The 17,884-nt window shown below is 68.4% G+C and carries 17 protein-coding genes and 4 pseudogenes; 14 read left to right on the top strand and 7 right to left on the bottom strand.

All coding sequences use genetic code 11. The features are described from left to right. Positions 1–31 precede the first annotated feature (31 nt). The 6 genes from ACWDEX_RS18625 (at position 32) to ACWDEX_RS18600 (ending at position 5,503) form a co-directional block, all read left to right on the top strand. Positions 32–1,363: an extracellular solute-binding protein gene (locus tag ACWDEX_RS18625; protein WP_450464642.1), complete on the top strand. Its 1,332-nt coding sequence runs from the start codon at positions 32–34 to the stop codon at positions 1,361–1,363. Between the two features lie 73 nt (positions 1,364–1,436). Further along, positions 1,437–2,318, top strand: a complete 882-nt coding sequence (locus tag ACWDEX_RS18620; protein WP_450464640.1) for a carbohydrate ABC transporter permease — start codon at positions 1,437–1,439, stop codon at positions 2,316–2,318. Further along, positions 2,315–3,151, top strand: a complete 837-nt coding sequence (locus ACWDEX_RS18615) for a carbohydrate ABC transporter permease (RefSeq protein ID WP_450464639.1) — start codon at positions 2,315–2,317, stop codon at positions 3,149–3,151. Before ACWDEX_RS18620 ends, ACWDEX_RS18615 begins: the two co-directional genes overlap by 4 nt. A 2-nt stretch (positions 3,152–3,153) precedes the next feature. Beyond that, a complete protein-coding gene (locus tag ACWDEX_RS18610) occupies positions 3,154–3,879 on the top strand; it encodes a GntR family transcriptional regulator (RefSeq protein ID WP_450464637.1) in 726 nt (241 codons plus the stop codon). Continuing rightward, positions 3,876–4,769 (top strand): ROK family protein, encoded by an 894-nt coding sequence (locus ACWDEX_RS18605; protein WP_450464635.1) that lies wholly within the window; start codon positions 3,876–3,878, stop codon positions 4,767–4,769. Before ACWDEX_RS18610 ends, ACWDEX_RS18605 begins: the two co-directional genes overlap by 4 nt. 23 nt (positions 4,770–4,792) lie before the next feature. Then, positions 4,793–5,503 (top strand): N-acetylmannosamine-6-phosphate 2-epimerase, encoded by a 711-nt coding sequence (locus ACWDEX_RS18600; protein WP_450464634.1) that lies wholly within the window; start codon positions 4,793–4,795, stop codon positions 5,501–5,503. 318 nt (positions 5,504–5,821) lie between these two features. Here ACWDEX_RS18600 and ACWDEX_RS18595 read toward each other — a convergent pair. Then, positions 5,822–6,061, bottom strand: a pseudogene (locus ACWDEX_RS18595) (alpha/beta hydrolase); the annotation flags it as partial. A 62-nt stretch (positions 6,062–6,123) separates the two neighbouring features. On the opposite strand from ACWDEX_RS18595, the gene ACWDEX_RS18590 reads away from it, so the two are divergent. Beyond that, the gene (locus tag ACWDEX_RS18590; protein WP_450464632.1) at positions 6,124–6,471 is read left to right on the top strand and encodes a hypothetical protein; all 348 of its coding nucleotides are present in this window, start codon (positions 6,124–6,126) and stop codon (positions 6,469–6,471) included. Here the strand turns inward: ACWDEX_RS18590 and ACWDEX_RS18585 are convergent. Continuing rightward, the gene (locus ACWDEX_RS18585) at positions 6,450–7,142 is read right to left on the bottom strand and encodes a hypothetical protein (RefSeq protein WP_450464630.1); all 693 of its coding nucleotides are present in this window, start codon (positions 7,140–7,142) and stop codon (positions 6,450–6,452) included. The genes ACWDEX_RS18590 and ACWDEX_RS18585 overlap by 22 nt on opposite strands. Positions 7,143–7,344: 202 nt before the next feature. On the opposite strand from ACWDEX_RS18585, the pseudogene ACWDEX_RS18580 reads away from it, so the two are divergent. Beyond that, positions 7,345–7,460: pseudogene (locus tag ACWDEX_RS18580) on the top strand (IS5/IS1182 family transposase); the annotation flags it as partial. A 117-nt stretch (positions 7,461–7,577) separates the two neighbouring features. Here ACWDEX_RS18580 and ACWDEX_RS18575 read toward each other — a convergent pair. From ACWDEX_RS18575 to ACWDEX_RS18565, 3 genes and pseudogenes are all read right to left on the bottom strand, one after another. Next, positions 7,578–8,380 (bottom strand): annotated as a pseudogene (locus ACWDEX_RS18575) (GNAT family N-acetyltransferase). Positions 8,381–8,688: 308 nt separating this feature from the next. Beyond that, positions 8,689–9,192 (bottom strand): VanZ family protein, encoded by a 504-nt coding sequence (locus ACWDEX_RS18570; protein ID WP_450464629.1) that lies wholly within the window; start codon positions 9,190–9,192, stop codon positions 8,689–8,691. Between the two features lie 345 nt (positions 9,193–9,537). After that, a complete protein-coding gene (locus ACWDEX_RS18565; RefSeq protein ID WP_450464628.1) occupies positions 9,538–10,200 on the bottom strand; it encodes a DUF4230 domain-containing protein in 663 nt (220 codons plus the stop codon). 635 nt (positions 10,201–10,835) lie between these two features. Here ACWDEX_RS18565 and ACWDEX_RS18560 point away from each other — a divergent pair. The 3 genes from ACWDEX_RS18560 to ACWDEX_RS18550 all read left to right on the top strand — a co-directional run bounded on the left by ACWDEX_RS18560 (position 10,836) and on the right by ACWDEX_RS18550 (position 13,009). Next, complete coding sequence (locus tag ACWDEX_RS18560; protein ID WP_450464627.1) at positions 10,836–11,099, top strand: GlsB/YeaQ/YmgE family stress response membrane protein; 264 nt, start codon at positions 10,836–10,838, stop codon at positions 11,097–11,099. 278 nt (positions 11,100–11,377) lie between these two features. Then, positions 11,378–11,782 (top strand): DUF6281 family protein, encoded by a 405-nt coding sequence (locus ACWDEX_RS18555; protein ID WP_450464625.1) that lies wholly within the window; start codon positions 11,378–11,380, stop codon positions 11,780–11,782. A gap of 192 nt (positions 11,783–11,974) precedes the next feature. Continuing rightward, the gene (locus tag ACWDEX_RS18550; RefSeq protein ID WP_450464623.1) at positions 11,975–13,009 is read left to right on the top strand and encodes an AI-2E family transporter; all 1,035 of its coding nucleotides are present in this window, start codon (positions 11,975–11,977) and stop codon (positions 13,007–13,009) included. A gap of 117 nt (positions 13,010–13,126) precedes the next feature. Here the strand turns inward: ACWDEX_RS18550 and ACWDEX_RS18545 are convergent, their stop codons facing one another. Together ACWDEX_RS18545 and ACWDEX_RS18540 are read right to left on the bottom strand one after the other, a co-directional pair. Further along, entirely contained in the window at positions 13,127–13,783 is a 657-nt protein-coding gene (locus tag ACWDEX_RS18545) for an HAD family hydrolase (RefSeq protein WP_450464622.1), read from the bottom strand. A 47-nt stretch (positions 13,784–13,830) separates the two neighbouring features. After that, a pseudogene (locus ACWDEX_RS18540) lies at positions 13,831–14,248 on the bottom strand (PHP domain-containing protein); the annotation flags it as partial. Between the two features lie 76 nt (positions 14,249–14,324). Between ACWDEX_RS18540 and ACWDEX_RS18535 the strand changes: the two are divergent. The 3 genes from ACWDEX_RS18535 to ACWDEX_RS18525 all read left to right on the top strand — a co-directional run bounded on the left by ACWDEX_RS18535 (position 14,325) and on the right by ACWDEX_RS18525 (position 17,743). Then, on the top strand, positions 14,325–15,131 hold the full coding sequence (locus ACWDEX_RS18535) for an SDR family oxidoreductase (protein ID WP_450464621.1): 807 nt from the start codon (positions 14,325–14,327) through the stop codon (positions 15,129–15,131). A gap of 358 nt (positions 15,132–15,489) precedes the next feature. Next, positions 15,490–16,614: an SPFH domain-containing protein gene (locus tag ACWDEX_RS18530; RefSeq protein WP_450464620.1), complete on the top strand. Its 1,125-nt coding sequence runs from the start codon at positions 15,490–15,492 to the stop codon at positions 16,612–16,614. Between the two features lie 46 nt (positions 16,615–16,660). Beyond that, a complete protein-coding gene (locus ACWDEX_RS18525) occupies positions 16,661–17,743 on the top strand; it encodes a hypothetical protein (protein WP_450464619.1) in 1,083 nt (360 codons plus the stop codon). Positions 17,744–17,884 lie beyond the last annotated feature (141 nt).

The following is a 17,884-nucleotide window of genomic DNA, read 5'->3' as shown; positions in this document are numbered from 1 at the left end:
AACTGGTCCGTACCACTCTGAGGGGTTCGGTATGAAGCTGAGGTCAGCCGGCTGGGCGGTAGTCGCCTCCGGCCTCGTATTGGCGGGCTGCGCACCAAGCACAGGCGGCAGCGCTGGTGGTGGTCAGGGCAGCGGTAGCGGCACCGTGAAGATGGTGTTGTGGCCTGGACCCGAGGGCGACGCGATGGGGAAGGTCATCAAGGCGTACAACGCCGGCCAAGGCGCCAAAGACAAGATCAAGGTGGAGATGACCCTGCTCTCGCGGCAGGACACCTTCTCCAAGGAGTCGACCCTGATGGCGGCGAAGTCGAGCCAGCAGGACATCTACTTCGTCGCGAGCTACAACGTCGGTCAGTTCGCGAATGCGCTCGACCCACTGACGAGCGTGAACGCCGGCAACTACTTCCCAGTGGCGGCTGAAGGCTTGAAGTACCAAGGCAAGCAGTACGCCCTGCCTCTCGACGTCAGCAACCACTTCCTGTACTACCGCAAGGACCTACTGGACTCACTGCTGAACGCTCGGGACAAGTGGCCGGCGTACGAGGCCGTCGCACGGAAGGCGATCGGAGAGAAGCGGGACCCCAAGCCCGCCGAGGACTGGGACTGGAACGACTACGTCGCGATGTCGGCGTGGTTCAGCAAGTCCGCAAACCCCTCGTCGCCCACGCAGTACGGCACCATCCTTCAGGCCAAGAACCTGCTGTACAACACGATGATCTGGGACGACGTGCTCTGGGGCGAAGGCGGCAGCTGGACCACGTCTGACGGCAAGGCGAACCTCAACACCACCAATGCGCAGAAGGCCGTGCAGGTGTACAGCGCCATCTACAAGAACGGGTGGACGTCCAAGGACAGCTCGCAGGCCGAGTTCCCTGAGACCCAGGCGGCGCTGATGTCAGGCAACACCGCCCTCGCAATCCAGTGGTCCGCAGGGTTCGCCGAGCTCAACGACAAGGCGAAGTCGCCCGAGGTTGCCGACAAGATCGCTGTCGCACCGGTGCCCGGGCACAAGACTCACGTCCACGCCCTGGCAGTGGCGATGAACAAATACTCCCAGAACAAGGGCGCGGCGACAAAGTTCCTGAACTACCTGGCCACCCCCGAGGCGATGACCGAATACGCCAAGGCGGGCGGAATCCCCGCGATGCCCAGCGTGCTCAAGGCGAACACGTCGATCAACCCTGCCTTCGACAAGATCGCCGAGTCGATCGACAAGTACGGCTACTCGGTCCCGGTCTTCCCTGGCACCTTCGAGGCCTACAGCAAGCTCGCCGAAGACCTCAGCGGCGCCTGGGTCGGCCAGCAGGATCCAAAGGCGGCACTACAGCAGGCCAACACCGACCTGCAGAAGCTCCTTGGCTGACCATCCGCGTCAAGGGCACCACGACACGGCGCCCTCGACCGGGTCATCGCCCACGAGTTCCAGGAGATGACAATTGAGCACCCCGCCAGCTTCGCGCAATGTCACATCCAAGTGGATCCTCGGGTCCCCTCTGATCATCTTTACGCTGCTTTTCGTCGGCTACCCGGTCTACCAGGGCATCCAGACCGGCTTCTACGGCTTGTCCCTGCAGTCCGCCGCTGTCCCATTCACGGCGTTCGACAACTTCACCGCCGTCCTGACTGACCCGGGCTTCCTCCACGCCGCCCGGTTCACGCTCGTGTTCGCGCTGATCGTCACGACGATCGAGACGGTCCTGGGGTTCGGGCTCGCGTTGCTCGTCAATCGCGAGTTCCCCGGCAAGAGAATCTTCTTCACCATGCTGCTGATCCCGATCATGGTCGCCCCAGCCCTGCTGGGCGTCATGTTCCGCCTTCTCCTCAACGGGGACATCGGCCTCGTCCCGGCAGTCCTCCGAAACCTGGGGCTCGATGTGTCCCTCTTCGCCCCGAACACCGTCGTCCCACTCCTGGTCCTGCTGGACGTCCTCCAGTGGACGCCGTTCGCCTTTCTGATCATGTACGCCGGTCTGCAGTCGTTCCCCACGAACGTCCTGGAGGCCGCGCAGATCGACGGTGCTGGTCGGCTGCGGACCCTGCGCTCCATCGTCGCCCCGATCATGAAGCCGATCATCTTCGCGGCGGTGTTCCTCCGGCTGATCGACGCGATCCGCACGTTCGATGTCATCTACGTCCTCACCGCCGGGGGCCCCGGCACCAAGACGACAACCATGAGCCTCTACATCTACAAGACTGCCTTCGAGTCCGGGAAGTTCGGCATGGCGGCCGCCGCGTCGACCATCGTGATGATTGCCCTCCTGGCCTTTGTGCCAATGCTCGTCAAGCGCATCGTCAACCCGAGCAGGACCGCCTCATGAGCATCTTCACCACCGTCCGAAAGCGGCGGCTCTGGGGCACGACCATGGCGGTCGCCGCCGTCGCGATCATTGTGAACATCCCTTGGTTCAACGCACTCTTCGTCAGCGTCAAGGCTGACGGGGACATTTCCCGCGGCGCGACTGTCGTCGGTGAACCAACGGTCGAGCACTACGCCAACGCGCTCGGCGCAGCCGGCTACGACTTCCCGCGCTTCTTCATGAACTCCGCGCTCATCGCAACGGGCGCGGTCATCCTCGTCCTACTCATCGCCGTACCCAGCACCTACGCGGCCATCCGACTGGGCTTTGGGGGCCGGTTCATCATGAATGCCTCCAGCGGCCTGCGGCTTCTGCCGGCAATCTTCTTCGCGGTCCCCTACTTCCTACTGATGTCACACCTGAGGCTGCTGGACACCGTGTTCGGGCTCGTCCTGGCCAACACCTTCCTCAACCTGCCTCTTGGAATCATCCTGCTCTCCGCCGGCTTCCGCGACGTACCAGTTGAACTGGAGGAAGCAGCCAAGGTGGACGGCGCGAACACGTACAGGATCCTCTGGTCTGTTCTGATGCCGGTCCTCGCACCGACACTGGTGGCGGTCGCGGTACTGGTCTTCATCTTCTCGTGGAACGACTACCTTTTCGCACTCGTGCTGTCCTCTTCCAATGCCACACCCATCACGTTGGGGGCTGCGAACTTCGTCACCAGCACCGGCATCCGATGGGGCGACATCTCGGCGACGACCATCCTCTCGACACTTCCTCCGGTGCTGTTTGCCGTCTTCGCCCAGCGGTTCCTCGTCAGCGGTCTGGCGGCCGGCGCGGTGAAGGGGTGACCATGACCCAGAATGGTGCTATGGAGGAACGGCCGAAGTACGAGCGTGTCGCAGACGAGTTGGCGCGGCAGGCCAGACAGCTGCAGCCGCATGACACGCTGCCCTCCGAACGAGACCTCATGCAGCAACTAGGTGTCAGCCGGATAACGGTGCGGCGTGCCATCGAACTGCTCGGCCGTCGCGGACTCGTCTACCAGGTCCACGGGTCTGGCACCTTCGTCGCAGACCCCGACGTCGTCACCAAGACGCTCCGCCTCACGAGCTTCACCGAGGACATGGAGCAGCGCGGGCTGACTCCCTCCACGAGGGTACTCAGCACCCAGGTCGCACCGGCCGACGCCGAGGTTGCCAGGTCGCTGCGCATCGACCCCGGCGTCGAGGTCCTGGTACTCGAGCGCCTCAGGCTGGCAGACGGTCAACCCATGGCTCTCGAGTCCGTCCACCTGCCGCCCTTGGGCATCGACTGGAAGATCATTGACCCGACCAGCTCCCTCTATGCGCAGATGGAGTCCATTGGGGTCAGCGTTGAGCGAGCATCCCAAACCATCGAGGCTGTCAATTTGCACCCCGAACAGGCGCACGCCCTCGACCAGCCGGTTGGGGCCGCGGCGCTACGCGTAACCAGAGTCAGCTACACCCAACCCGGGCTACCCGTCGAGCTGGCACAAACCATCTACCGCGGCGATCGCTACGACTACGACGTCGTCATCAGCCGGGACGCACGATGATCCTTGCCGCAGACATCGGCGGGACCAAGATCGCCGCCGCGCGTATCGACAACAACAGCTCCCTGCTGACCGAAGTGATCGAGACGCCCACGCCTGCGCGAGAGGGTGCCCAAAGCGTCGTGGCCGCGTGCGTTCATCTCCTCGAACACCTTCGCGCACCAGAAGACACGGCAGTCGCCATCTCGTCCGCCGGCGTGGTCGACACAAGGAAAGGAAAGGTGCTGGCCGCGACGAGCAGCATCGCCGACTGGGGCGGAACACCCTTGGCAGCGCGAATCTCCGATCACCTCAAGCTTCCGACCTGGGTCCTCGGAGACGGCAACGCATTCGGTGTCGGACTGTGGACCGAACACAGAGTCGACAGCCTGCTCGTCTTGGCCGCGGGTACAGGGATCGGCGGCAGTCTGCTCTTGGCCGGTGAACCACTCCTGGGAGCACACAACGTCGGCGGGCACATTGGCCACATCATGTCTCCGCAGGCCATCGGTATGCCATGCCCATGCGGGCGGACCGGTCATCTGGAGGCGGTCGCGAGTGGGCACGGAATCCTGGCTTGGTACCGGAACCACGGCGGGGACCCATCAGTCGCGACGACGGTCGACCTGCCGAAACGCCCTTCAGACACGGTGGCGCGCGCTGCCCTTGCAACAGGCGGTGCGGCACTCGGCGCTGCCGCTGCGGGGCTGGTCAATGCGTTTGACCCGCACTTGGTCATCGTGTCCGGGAGCATCACCAGAGCCGGAGCCACCTGGGAGTCCGCGCTGCGGGAAGCGTACGCGGATGCTCTGATTCCTGCGGTGTCCAGCACTCCGATTGAGCTCTCGGCGCAAGGTGCCGAGACCGCCCTCCGCGGCGCTGCCTACTTCGCCATGAGGAGGATGACTCAATGACGGTGCACCTTGATAACGCCGCGATGGCATCGATCAGAGACCAGCTCGTGGTCTCCTGCCAGGCATACCCGGGTGAGCCCATGCGATCACCGACCATCATGGCGGCAATGGCACAGGCGGTGATCGAAGGCGGCGCCAAGGGGGTACGCGCCCAGGGCCTCGAAGACCTTCAGGCGATCCGCCCGCTCATCGACGTGCCGCTGATCGGGCTGCTCAAGCGCGGATCACACGGCGTCTTCATCACCCCCACCGTGCAGGATGCCGTGGACTGCGTCGCTGCGGGTGCAGACATCGTCGCCCTCGACGGAACCCGCCGCGAACGGCCCGATGGTCGACCCCTGAGGGACAGCATCGACGCGGTGCATGAAGCCGGAGCCCTGGTCATGGCGGACTGCGGCAGCGTCAACGACGCGATGTACAGCACAGCCGCTGGTGCCGACTGCGTCGGCACCACTTTGGCCGGGTACACAGGAGAACGTCCTGCCACCCGTGGACCCGACCTGGACCTCATCGCAGAACTCGTCGCACGCGTCCACGTGCCAGTCATCGCCGAAGGACGGATCCGTCACCCCGACGACGCCTCCGCCTGCCTAGCAGCTGGGGCCTACGCCGTCGTGGTCGGCAGCGCCATCACCCACCCGACCCGCATCACGAAGACCTTCATGGAACGGATCAACACCACCAATGAACACGCCACCAGGAGCCCCCAGTCGCCACACGATCAGGGTGTGTAAGGGATCAGGCTCTGCCCCAAAATCGGTGGCACCGAAGGGTGAACCGCTCCGAGATCAGTGGAGGCGCTACGCGTCGGCCCCAGCCACGCGTCCAGGTGCGCAGTGAACGCGAAGGACGTGTACTGACCGCCCGCGTCCGAATGATGAATCAGCCCGGGGTCCTGCTGGCGGATGGCGCACGACTACGGCGAACTGAAGACCGCCCTCGGCCTGGACCACTTCGAGAGCCGCTCGTTCAACGGCTGGCACCAGCACGTGTTGGTGAACTTCCCGCGTCCTCCAGCACCCTGTGGCAGGGCAGACCTCGCCGTAACGTGCTCAGCGGGCAGGTCCGCTGCTCGCATCGGACTGTGCGAGGAGGCGCCGAAGCCAGTGGGTACGGGCGCTGCGGGCGTCCTGGCTGAGAGCCGCCTGTGGTGCGAAGGTGTCGAAGCCGTGGAAGGCTCCGGGCCATACATGCAACTCGGCTTGGCCACCGGCCTGCCAGATCGCATTCGCATAGGCCACGTCCTCGTCCAAGGTCTCGGCCGACCCGACCTCGATGTAGGCCGGGGGAAGCGTGGGCGCTCGGGACGTCCATCTGCGAGCATCGGTGACCGTGCGAGGTCAGCGGTGACCGCTTGGAAGCGCAGACGGCGCCGGAGCGCGGCACCAAGGAGAGCGACCTGGTCGGTGCGACTCAGCACCTCGGGTCCTGTCAACAGGTGCGGTTCGTGATCTGGTTGATCGTGCTGCGCGAGCAATACGGCTACGGCCGCATCCGCGACATCGCGCTCGTCGACAACGGCTGTGCGAGCCACGTCCGGGCCCGACACCACGTCGCCCGCCCTCAGCTGCGGCGCCCAGCCTCGGGCGTTGGAGTGATGGGACGCGTGCTGTCATCCCAACATCGAGCCCGAACTCTGGGATCCCTTCGACCGGTAGCGGCGAGCGCATCGGGCTCCGCTCAGCCGCCGTCGACGATCTGATACAGGTAGATGATGTGGCTGCTGTCGTCCGGCATCTCGTTGACGTCGTCGGAGGCGGCGTCGATCCGGAGGTAGAACTGCGGGGCCTTGGGGCCCTTGAGCTCGTTCTTGGCCCCCATCTTGGCGAGTTGGTCGAGGAACTTGTTCGTGTCTGGCGTCTTGGTGCCCAGCTCGCTCGCGAGCTGGGCACCCACGACGACCTTCAGGTGCGCCACGTCGATCAGCACGTCCGTGGCAGCACCGGTCGCGCTGTCGGGGACGAAGTCGGGGCCCGTGCCGCCGTCGCACTGGTAGTGGCCGAGGACCATGCCGAGCCCCGTGGGGCTCTCGCCGCCCATGTTGACGGACTCGATCGCCCCGTATGGGCCCTGGCCGTCGTGGTCGCAGACAGAGCCGGTCGGCGGGGTCTGCCGGTCCGCCAGGCCCCAGCTGCCGTTCTTGCCGTCGTCGATGCCGCCGGACCGGGCCGGTGACGGCGACGCCGGCTTGTCCGGGGCAGGCTTCGTCGGCGCGGACGTGGGCGCGGACGGTAACGGGGACGCGGGCGCGCTCGGCGCCGGGCGCGCCGTGTCATCAGCCTTCCCGTCCGACCCGCTCGGGTCACAGGCCGTGGTGACCAGGGCCGCCGCGGCGGCCATTCCCAGGACGTACAGCTTCGCGTTCGTGCACATCGCTCGCATGATCGGATCCCCCGTGATCGCGTGGACGTGGTGTCGCTCATATTCGGTGAAGGTGGTGCCAGGAGAGCGTGCCCGCGGAACCGGCCGTTCTGTATCGCCCGCGCCGGACCGTTACAGTGCAGGAACACACGCGTAGCAGTACATGCTGCATGGGCCTCCGTGGCCTAGGGCGCGCCTTTCGAATAACACGCGGCCTAGGCCCCTCACGCTCACCGGCGGCAACCGGCACGACGTCACCCAGCTTCTGCCCCTGCTGAACGTGGTTCCCCGATCCGGGGCCTTCGGGGACGCCTTCGGCGCAAGCCCCGGCGACCGTACGAGCTCGCCGCCGTGTTCGTCCCGGTGCGTTGCCTGATCCGGCAGGCCCGCAACCGCTACTGGTGGGATGCCCGGCCAGAAACCCGTCGCCTGAAATGATGCCTGTCCTCAGACGCTTTGTGGCCGGTACACGTGTGGCGTGGTGGTGCTCAGAACGGCGAATCCGAGGCGTTGCAGGATCGGGCGGCTCTGGCTGGAGGCATCGACCTGCAGAAGGCGATAGCCGAGTTCGGCGGCGATATGGGCCCGGTGGGCGACCAATGCCCGGTAGATGCCCCGGCCTCGCCATGCAGGGACGGTGCCCCCGCCCCAGAGGCTGGCGAAGGCGGTGCCCGGGTGGAGTTCCATCCGGGCGGCGCACACCGGCAGGTCGCCGGCCATCGCGACGACCATACTGAAGGTTTCCGGCTTCCCTGCCAGCTGGGAGAGCATGCGATGGCGAAGCCGGACGGCACTCGTGCCGAACGCCCGTTCATGGACGTCGGCCGCGAGATCCACGCCGGATGGGCCGGTGACCGACTGCAAATGGACGCCCTCGGGTAGTTCGACGCCGATGGAAAGGTCGTCGGTCTCGGCGACCATCAAGGTCTCCTCAGGCTCGGGGGAGAACCCCGCAGCCCGCAGCCCGCAGCCCGCAGCCGTCCGGCAAGATCCCCAGGCTGGTCGTGACCATACAGCTTCCATTCGAACTCGCGCCCCAGCGAGGCGAAGTACTGGACCTGTGCCGCGATCGCCGCGTCCGCCGTGACCTCATTCAGATCGGACCAGACGACGCCGCTCCAGTCGTCGTCGCCGGCGCCGACCTGCCGCACCACGTCACCGATCTGCTCGACCCTCGCCCCAGGATCGTCGGCTCGCGCGTCCTGTCGCATCTGCCGGTTGAACAAGGAAAGTACCCCTGCACGGTCCATCCGCCCACTCGATCACCGAACGAGCAAAGGCAGCAAATGAATTCCCCGGCCCCCGGCCCTCGTGCGAGGACCAGTTCCGCTGGGTCGGCCTGCGTCCCGCGCTGCTGCTCCGAGCACGCCGACGCCGCCCGCCTGCTGCGTGACTTACTGGGCGACGCCCCGGCAGCCACACTCTGCTGCGCGACGCTGCACCGCGGGTCCAGGTGCTCTCCTACGCCGGTGACATCTTGGGCGCGTCCGGTACGGATGCCACCGACGAAACGGCCGTGGACACAGTCCGCGCCACCCTGAACTCCGCGGGAATCGCGTCAGGCGCTCTTACGGCGATCGTGCACCCGCCCCAGCCTGCGGCCCAGCAGCAGGTAGCCGACCAACGCGCCTGACGTGTTGAGGAGGACGTCGTCCACGTCGAAGGCCCGCCCGGTGACCAGGGCGCCCTGGGCCATCTCGACCAGCAGCATCACGGTCGCGGTCAGCAGCAGCACCCGCCAGATCCCCCGGGCCCCCGGCGCGAGCACCGGCACCAGTACCCCGAACGGTACGCCCAGCAGGATGTTGCCGCCGATCTGCTTGACGGCGTCCCGCAGTTCGGGCTGGTCCAGATAGGCCTTGAGGGAGCGGCCGGGGTGCAGGTTGCTGTGTGCCAGGGAGATCGAAGCCGGGGACGGCTCCAGGGTGATCTTGGCCAGTACGACGGCGAAGGCCACCATGAAGACGAAGGCGCACAGCGTTGCCAGCATCCGGACCGGCAACGGAAGCACGTGCCGACGGCGAACGGGGGCCGGCTTCGCCTCCTCGGCACGCTCCGCCAAGGTGGCCTCACGGGCGTGGCCCGCCTTTCCCGCCCTCGCGCTCCGGAAAGGGCCGCCGCTCCATCGCGCCCGCGCCTTCGCGAGGCGACCGCCGCTCCCGCCCGCCTCCCTCGCCGGAGCCTTCTCGCCGCCCTCGCGGGCCTCCGACCCCGTCCCACTCCGGCCCCGACGGCGGAACCAGGCAAGGCGACTCGTCCGGGGCGCGCCGGGAGAGGCTGCGCGTGAGTACAGAACGGTGCGGGCCATTCGGTCCTCCAGTCGTCAACGACCCTGAGTGGTACAGCGGTTACCCGTGAAGCCGGCGGGGATGCCGGGCGCGGCGCGCGAGGGCGGGCCGCGTGCGCGTCAGGACCCGTAGGAGATGTGCACCTCCTTGAAGCCGAGGGAGTGCAGCAGACCCTCCAGCATGTCCGTGGTGTTGGTCTCGGCCCGTGCGGTCAGTCCGCTGCCTCTGGCCGCCTCGCCGATGTGGGACACGGCGAGCTTCTGCACGGCGTGCTCGCTGTTGGGGTTGTCCGAGAACAGGTCGCCCAGACGGTCGAGCAGTCCGCGCTGCTTGGAGACGGCGTAGGAGTGGTCTGCGTCCAGGGCCGGCTCACCCAGTCGCGCGTGCGGGAGCCGCAGCGTGGCCGACGTACGGCCCTCGTTCACCGTAACGTCCTTGTCGCCGACCTTGCCGAGGTCCACGTAGGCGTCCACGGTGCCGGCGCCGACGTACAGGGTGCGGGTGCCGCGAACGGCGTCCGGCAGGTACTTGGTGTCCTTCTGCAGGTCGACGACGACCTGGAAGTTGCCCGAGGCCGCGTCGTAACGGCTCATGTCCTTGATGGACTTGAGGAGAGCGGGACCCGAGCGGTCGTGCGTCTGCGTGCCGAACAGGTCCTTGATGCCCGGGAGCACGGCCAGCCTGATCCCAGCGAACAGCAGCGCGAGCACCAGCACGAAGGCGGTCACGACCTTCGCCCAGCCGGGCATGCCCCTGGGCAGACGCCTGAGGGGAGTGGTCATCCGGCAGTCCTCCTTCCTTCTGCTCGGATGCCCTTCAAACCCCGCGCCAGACAGGTGAGTTGACAAAAAGGCCTTACTGACGGAGGTGGCGTGGACGGCCCGGAGCGAGTCAGCTCAGCTCGGGCTCGCACAACCTCCACCTCTCCCCCGGTGCCCCCGGGCAGCGCGGGCACTACACCCGGATCTTCGGCAACCGACGCTGAACAGGAAGCGGTGCGGTGACCCGCCGGGAACGCGGCAGCACGGGGCCATGCCGTCCGTGGGCCTTGCCGCCACACGCCGCCCCGCCGCACCGGCGACCGCCGCCGGCATCCCCAACCCCGACCAGGAATCCATCGCTGCAACCTGGGCCGCCGACCAACCCGAAGCCCCGCTCCCCTCCCCCAGGATGCCGGGAAGTGTTCGTGGTCGACATGACCCTGTGGACGCGGGTCGTCCATGGGCACGGCTCGGCAGCTGGGCCTTGGGGGGCGCGACGACTCTGTCCCTGATCGCCGTCCCACCGGCCGGCGCCGCGGCATCAGGGCCGGGAGGAAGTGAGGACCTTGCTCCCGCATATTCCGCTCGGTGATGGATACCCGAGAGTACGTCGGAGCCCTGCCTCGGGGCCACAGCGGAAAGGAAGGAACACGCTCGTGGGCATCATCGCCTGGATCCTGATCGGCCTCATCGCGGGCGCCATCGCGAAGGCACTGACCCCCGGCGAGGACCCGGGCGGCTGCCTGGTGACGATGCTGATCGGTATCGTCGGCGGGCTGCTCGGCGGCTGGCTGGGCAAGGTGATCTTCGGCGTCCACTCCATCAACGGCTTCTTCAGCCTCTCCACCTGGATTGCCGCGATCGTGGGTTCCGTGATCGTGCTGCTGCTCTACCGCGTGGTGACGGGTCGCTCGCGTTGACACCGCGCACGAAGAGGGCGACTCCCGCGGGAGTCGCCCTCTTCGTGTGAGCGGGCATTGCGCATACCGGTCACACGACGGGCTCCCCCGTCGACGTCTCTGGCTCAGCCGTTCCCGTTTCCAGTTCAGCGGTGAATGGGCGCCTGTCGGTAACGAGAGGTTCGAGAGTCACAGCCACAACGCCGACGCCCAGGCCGAACGAAAAAAGGGGGCTGCTCCGTCGTTTCACTGAGAGGCCGAAGGGCCTACGGTGATGCCGGGGAGACGGAGGGCGGGAGATGGAAGCGAAGCCGCGGGTGCGGAGATGGACGAGGACTCTGGCGGTGGCGGCGGTCCTGGTGGTCGGGGGGACCGGCTGCGACGGAGGTATCAAGGCGGGCGGTACCTCCGAGGCGAAGTGCGCGTACCTCGTGAAGTACGAGGGGCTGTCCTACCTCGACGTGAGGGGGCGGTCCGTGACCGACAAGAAGTTCACGGTCGGCAAAAACCTCGGTACCGGTCTGCTGCCTGGGTGCAACGACACAGGCGAGGTCGACGGCACGGGGAAGCCGGAGAGGGTGACTGTCTACGAGGTCGAGGGCATCGATCCGGCGGTCGCCGTGGCGGCGGGGAAGACCCCGGGCGAGGCCGTGCTCGTGGCGGTCCAGGGCGCGGATCTCACATCGTTGGACGCAGCTTCCTGAGTCCGTCGTCGAGCGTGGCCAAGAATTCGTGCTGGGTGTGTGCGTTCCTGGGCGGAGCACAGATGTGCCCTTGTCTCGAGGGTGCTGCGGACACAGCAGTGCTGCGGGCGGCAGGGCCCCGGATGGGCAGCTTGGGTGGGCGTACAGCGGGTCGCGGGCCGTTCGTGGTGTGACGTGTAGTCAGCTAGTGGTGTGCTTCTGCTGCCCGAGTCCGTTCGACGGTTCGCCTCCTGGTGTGCCGTCGCGCTGCTGGCGTCCGGGGTGGTCTGGGTCGGGGCGCGGTTGTGTTCCGTGTTCCGGACCGCGGTGATCCCGGTGCTGCTGGCGCTGTTGGGGACCGCCTTGCTTCGGCCGCTCTTCCGGTGGCTCGCCGACGCGCGGGTCAACCGGTCGCTCGCCGCCGGGATCACCTGTGCGGCCGTCGTCGTGGTCGTCGGCGGAGCGACCTACATCGTGGTGACCGCGCTGATCGACACCGGAGCCCAGATCCTGGCCTCGCTGAAGCGGGCCGCACAGTCGCTCGCCACATACTTCGGGGCGGCCGGGAACTCGCTGGACGACCTCGCCACCCACGGCAAGCAACTGCTGGAGAAGTTCGGCGGGACGGCCGCCTCCAACGTGATCAGCGGAGTCAGCGTGGTCGGTGAGTGGCTCGCCATGGTCGTGCTCGCCCTGCTGCTCATGTTCTTCTTCCTGCGCGACGCGCACAGGGCCCTCGGCACCTTGCGCACGCTCGCCCCGCACGGGAGCGCCGACACCGCGGAGGCCATGGCCCGGCGGGCGTTCGCGGCCGTAGAGGGCTTCATGCGCGGCACGACGATCATCGCGTTCATCGACGCCGCTTGCATCACCGTCGGTCTGCTGCTGCTCCGGGTGCCGGGCGCCGTCGGACTCGGCGCGCTGGTCTTCGTCGGTGGCTACATCCCCTACCTGGGCGCCTTCATCTCCGGCACGGTGGCGGTGCTGGTCGCGCTGGCCGACCGCGGGCTGGTCGTCGCGCTGTGGGCGCTCGGCGTGGTGCTCGCGGTGCAGGTACTGGAGGGTGACGTCCTGCAGCCGTTGATCCAGAGCCGGACCGTGCGGATGCATCCGGCCGTGGTGATGCTGACGGTCACCGCGGGCGCGTCGGTCGCTGGGATCGTCGGGATGCTGCTGGCGGTGCCGTTGACGGCGGCGGCCTTCGGAATCTTGTACGAGCTGCGGGAACGACACGCGGCCCAGCCGTAGGAGCCCTGGGCGACCCGATGGCTCTGATGGCGCCGTGGGGGCAGTGGTCTGGTGCAGGCGACGGTCTACCTGTCACCTGTCCGCTGGGCCGTTGGGACGGCCCGGCGTATCCGGTGCTCAGGCCAGCGGGCTGTCCGCCAGGGAGGCCAGCAGGTGCGCGGGGTCGTCATAGACCGCTTTTGCCCCGGCCTGTTCCAGATCGGCGCGCGGAATGCCGCCGCACAGGACGGCCACGCAGCCCACGCCTGCCCGGCTGCCGGCCTTCATGTCCCAGACGGTGTCGCCGACGAACACCGCCCGCTCGACGGGCACCCCGGCCAGTTCCAGGGCGTGCTCGACCGGCTCGGGCGCGGGCTTGCCCTCCTCCACGTCGTCGGAGCTGGCCGTGGCGGCGATGGCGTCGTCCGCGTCGATGGCCCGGCGCAGCGCGCTCAGCTCGGGGCCGCTCGCCGAGGTGGCGAGCACCACCCTCCAGTCCTCCTCGTGCAGCCGCCGCAGCAGCCGCCCCGCGTCCCGAAAGACCGGCAGCCGGTCGAAGTACTGCGCGTACAAAGCGGTGTGGGCGGCGCTGAGGCCGGCGTCCTGTTCCTTGTCCCGCTCCTCGCCGAGCAGGTGGGCGATCAGATCGGTGGAGCCGAGCCCCACCGAGCGGTGGATGGCGTGCATGGGCACTCGGTGGCCTGCCTGCCGGAAGGCCTCCCACCAGGTGGTGACGTGGAGGTGGTTGGTGTCGACGAGCGTTCCGTCGACGTCGAAGACGGCGGCACGGTCCATCCTGGGTCCTTTCGCACGAGGTCTCGACGGGTCGCACGAGTACCACGTCAGATGCCCGCCACACCGGACGGCGTCCGGCGCTCCCGAGTCCAGTCCAGCAGTTGTTCCCTGGTCACGTGGTCACCACGCGCTCCGGGCGCACCCCGCACTCCTCCGCCCGCGCGCACCCGTGGATCTGCCAGTCCAGACGGCCGGGCGCGTGCGCGTCGGTGTCGCCCAAGAACAGCACGCCCGCCTCGACGGCCGGCGCAGCAGCCGCCGCGGCGGGTCCGGTCGCTCCCGACGGCTGCTGATCTCCGCAGCGGTGCCGGTCTCGGCGCACGCGGCGAACACCACGGCCGCGTCGAACTCCGACTCCGGCCGACCCCGCTGCCTCGACGGGTTCCCATCACCACCTCCACCTTCAGGTTTCCCCGGCACCACCGAGGCCGCATCTCGCGGAATCCCGGCGACGAGCCGGGCAGTCTCCGCCGGTTTGCCCGGTTCGTGGCCGGGTACTGCGGTGCGTCGTCCGACCCGCCCGTCCCACAGGAGGTCTGTCATGTGTGCTGCCGCACCCGCTCCCAAGGTGGCCGTGATCACCGGTGCCGACTCCGGCATCGGCCGCGCCACCGCCGTACGCCTGGCCGAGGCGGGGATGGACATCGGCATCACCTGGCACAGCGACGAGAAGGGTGCACAGGAGACCGCCGAGGAGGTCCGCGGCAAGGGCCGCCGGGCGGCGATCGCACGGATGGACCTCACCCGCCTGCCCGCCGACACGGAGGCGCTCGACCGGCTCTGCGACGAGCTCGGCCGGCTGGATGTGCTGGTCAACAACGCCGGCATCGGCACGGCCACCCCGTTCCTCGATCTCACCCTGGACGACATGCGCCAGGTGCTGGACGTGGACCTGGTCGGGCCGTTCCTGTGCGGGCAGAAGGCGGCACGCCGCATGATCCGGCAGGGCGGCGGCGGCCGGATCGTCAACGTGACCTCCGTGCACGAGCACCAGCCGCGCGTCGGGGCCGGGCCGTACTGCGCGGCCAAGGGCGGCCTCGGCCTGCTCACCCAGGTCATGGCCCTGGAACTCGCCGAGCACGGCATCACGGTGAACGCGGTCGCGCCCGGCGAGATCGCCACGCCCATGACCGGGCAGGAGGACATCGACGTGCGCACCGAGCAGCGCCCCGGAGTGCCGCTCGGCCGGCCCGGCGACGCACGCGAGGTGGCCGCCGTGATCGCCTTCCTCGCGGGCCCCGACGCCTCATATGTCACCGGGGCGTCCTGGAGCGTGGACGGCGGCATGCTGCGGATGGGTCCGATGGCCGGCTCGCACCTGGCCAGTGACGACTGGCGGCGCCCGTGAGCGAGGCCGCCGTGCGATCCGGAGCCAGGTCCCCCGACCGTCCCCGAGCCATGCCGGATCACAAGCGCCGGGCCTGGCAGCAACCCATCCCGGCCCGCAGAAGAGGCCTCCGCGCCGTGCCGCCCGTCCGCGCGTGAGGAACACGGGCGGACGGGCGGCACGGCGTCCGGGAGCCGGGCGGGGGCGCACAGGGCGGCAGGGGCCGGCGGACTGGGGCCCACCCCCGTCCGTAGACGCGCGGACCGCAATGGGCATACTGTCGGCTGATCGCTTGATCGCCGTGCGGTCACCGTCCCGGGACCGGCCGGGGAGCGGCGGTCTCCGGAAACGCGGGGAGTGGGGGATTGTCGTGGGGCTGATGGACCGCATCCGCGGTGAGTTCATCGACATCATCGAGTGGACAGACGACAGCCGGGACACCATCGTGTGGCGCTTTCCTCGCTACGGCAACGAGATCAAGATGGGCGCCCGGCTCGTGGTGCGCGAGTCGCAGGTGGCCGTCTTCGTCAACGAGGGCCGGCTGGCCGACGTCTACCAACCCGGCACATACACGCTCACGACCCAGAACATGCCGGTCCTGTCCACACTGAAGGGCTGGAAGCACGGCTTCGAGTCGCCGTTCAAGGCCGAGGTCTACTTCGTCACCACCCGGCAGTTCACCGACTTCAAGTGGGGCACCCAGAACCCGGTGATCCTGCGGGACGCCGAATTCGGCATGGTCCGGGTCCGCGCCTTCGGCACCTTCGCCGCAAAGGTGGTGGACGCTGCCGTGCTGCTGCGTGAACTGGTCGGCACCGACCCACAGTTCCGCACCGAGGAGGTCGGCGAGCACCTGCGGCAGCTGATCGTCTCCAAACTGGGCTCCGCGCTGGGCTCGTCCGGCGTGGCGCTGCTGGACCTCGCGGCCCGGCAGGACGGCATCGGGCAGCAGCTGGCCAAGGCGCTGACCCTGGAGCTGGCCTCCACCGGCATCGCCATCCCCCGGTTCTACATCGAGAACATCAGCGTCCCGCCGGAGGTCGAGGCGGCGATCGACACCCGCTCCCGGATGACGATCACCGGCAACCTTGACGACTACGCCAAGCTCCAGGCGGCCGACGCGATCCCGATCGCCGCCGCCAACCCCGGCACCGGCGGCGACGCCCTCGGGCTGGGCGTGGGCATGGCGCTGGGCCAGCGGATCGTGCAGAGCACCGGTGCGGCGGCTCACTCGGCCCCGGTGACGCAGGCCCCGGCTCAGCCCGCCCCGGCTGATGTCCCGCCGCCGCTGCCCGCCGCGCCGCGCTGGTTCCTCGCGGTCGACGGGCAGCAGCAGGGCCCGTACGACGAGAGCGCGCTGGCCGGCCAGGTGGCGGCCGGCAACCTGACCCGTACCACGCTGGTCTGGCGCAGCGGGCAGGCCGCCTGGCAGCCCGCGGACCAGGTCCCGGAGCTGACGCCGTTGCTCGCCGACGTCCCGCCGCCGCTGCCCCCGCAGGGCTGAGATCCGTCACCCGGAACTCCGGCAACAGGCCACAAGGAGAAGTGAGTTGACGGATCAGGACGTCGCGTCGACGCCCGACCGGGCGTTCCAGTGCGAGGCGTGCGGCGGGGTCAGCGAGTACGCGCCCGGGACATACGCGCTGCGCTGCCCGTACTGCAAGCACGAGCAGGACATCACGCCGATACCACGGCAGGTGACCGAGCACCCGATCGAGGAACTGGCCGTGCTGCCCCGCCGGGCATCCGCGCCGGGCCGGGTGAAGGTGTACACCTGCCCCGGCTGCCACGCGGTGACCGAGAGCGACACGCTCAGCGACAAGTGCCAGTTCTGCGCCACCCCGCTGGTCGCTGACGCCTCCAGTACCGAGCGCGTGGTCCCCGAGGCGGTACTGCCCTTCGGGGTGGGCCGCGAGCAGGCCCGTGACGCGCTGGCGAAGTGGACCAGGTCCCGCTGGTTCGCGCCCAACGAACTGAAGAAGGTCACCGAGGCGGAGACCTTCCGGGGCAGCTACCTGCCGCACTGGACGTACGACGCGCAGACCATCACCCGGTACACCGGCGAACGCGGCGAGCACTACTGGGTGGAGGAGGAGGACTCCGAGGGCCACACCCGGCGGGTGCAGCACACCCGCTGGCACCACACGTCCGGGACGGTCGGCCGGTTCTTCGACGACGTGCTGGTGCCCGGCAGCGGCCAGGTGCCGGTGAAGGAACTGGACAAGCTGGCCCCCTGGCCGCTGGAGGAGACGGTTCCCTACCAGGAGGAGTACCTGGCGGGCTTCCGTACCGTCCGGTACGACGTCGAGCCGGAGGCCGGCCTGGAGTCTGCGAAGGCGCGGATGGCGCCGGTGATCCGCGCCGACTGCAAGCGGGACATCGGCGGCGACGAGCAGCGGGTGCACTCGGTGTCCACCTTCTACAGCGGCCTCACCTACAAGCTGGTGCTGCTGCCCGTCTGGTTCCTGACCTACCTCCACGCCGGCAAGGCGTGGCCGGTGATGGTCAACGCCCGTACCGGCGAGGTCATCGGCAAACGACCGTACAGCGCGGTGAAGATCACCCTGGCGTCGGTGGGCGGCGCGCTGCTGATCGCCCTGGTGGTGCTGCTCGTGGTGATACTGCGCAACTGAGGACGCCGTCATCGGCCAGGGCCCCGGATGGACCCCGCCGGGCGTGCTAGACGAGTCTTTCCGAACACGGTTAGTGGTCGTAGGCGGTCAGTGAGCGGCTGACCGCCTGGCCGGTCTGGAAGTTGTGCCAGATCGCGGCGG

The organism is Streptomyces sp. NPDC001020, from assembly GCF_053599115.1.
Note: the sequence above shows the minus strand (reverse complement) of the source record. Positions and strands in the feature narration are given on the sequence as shown.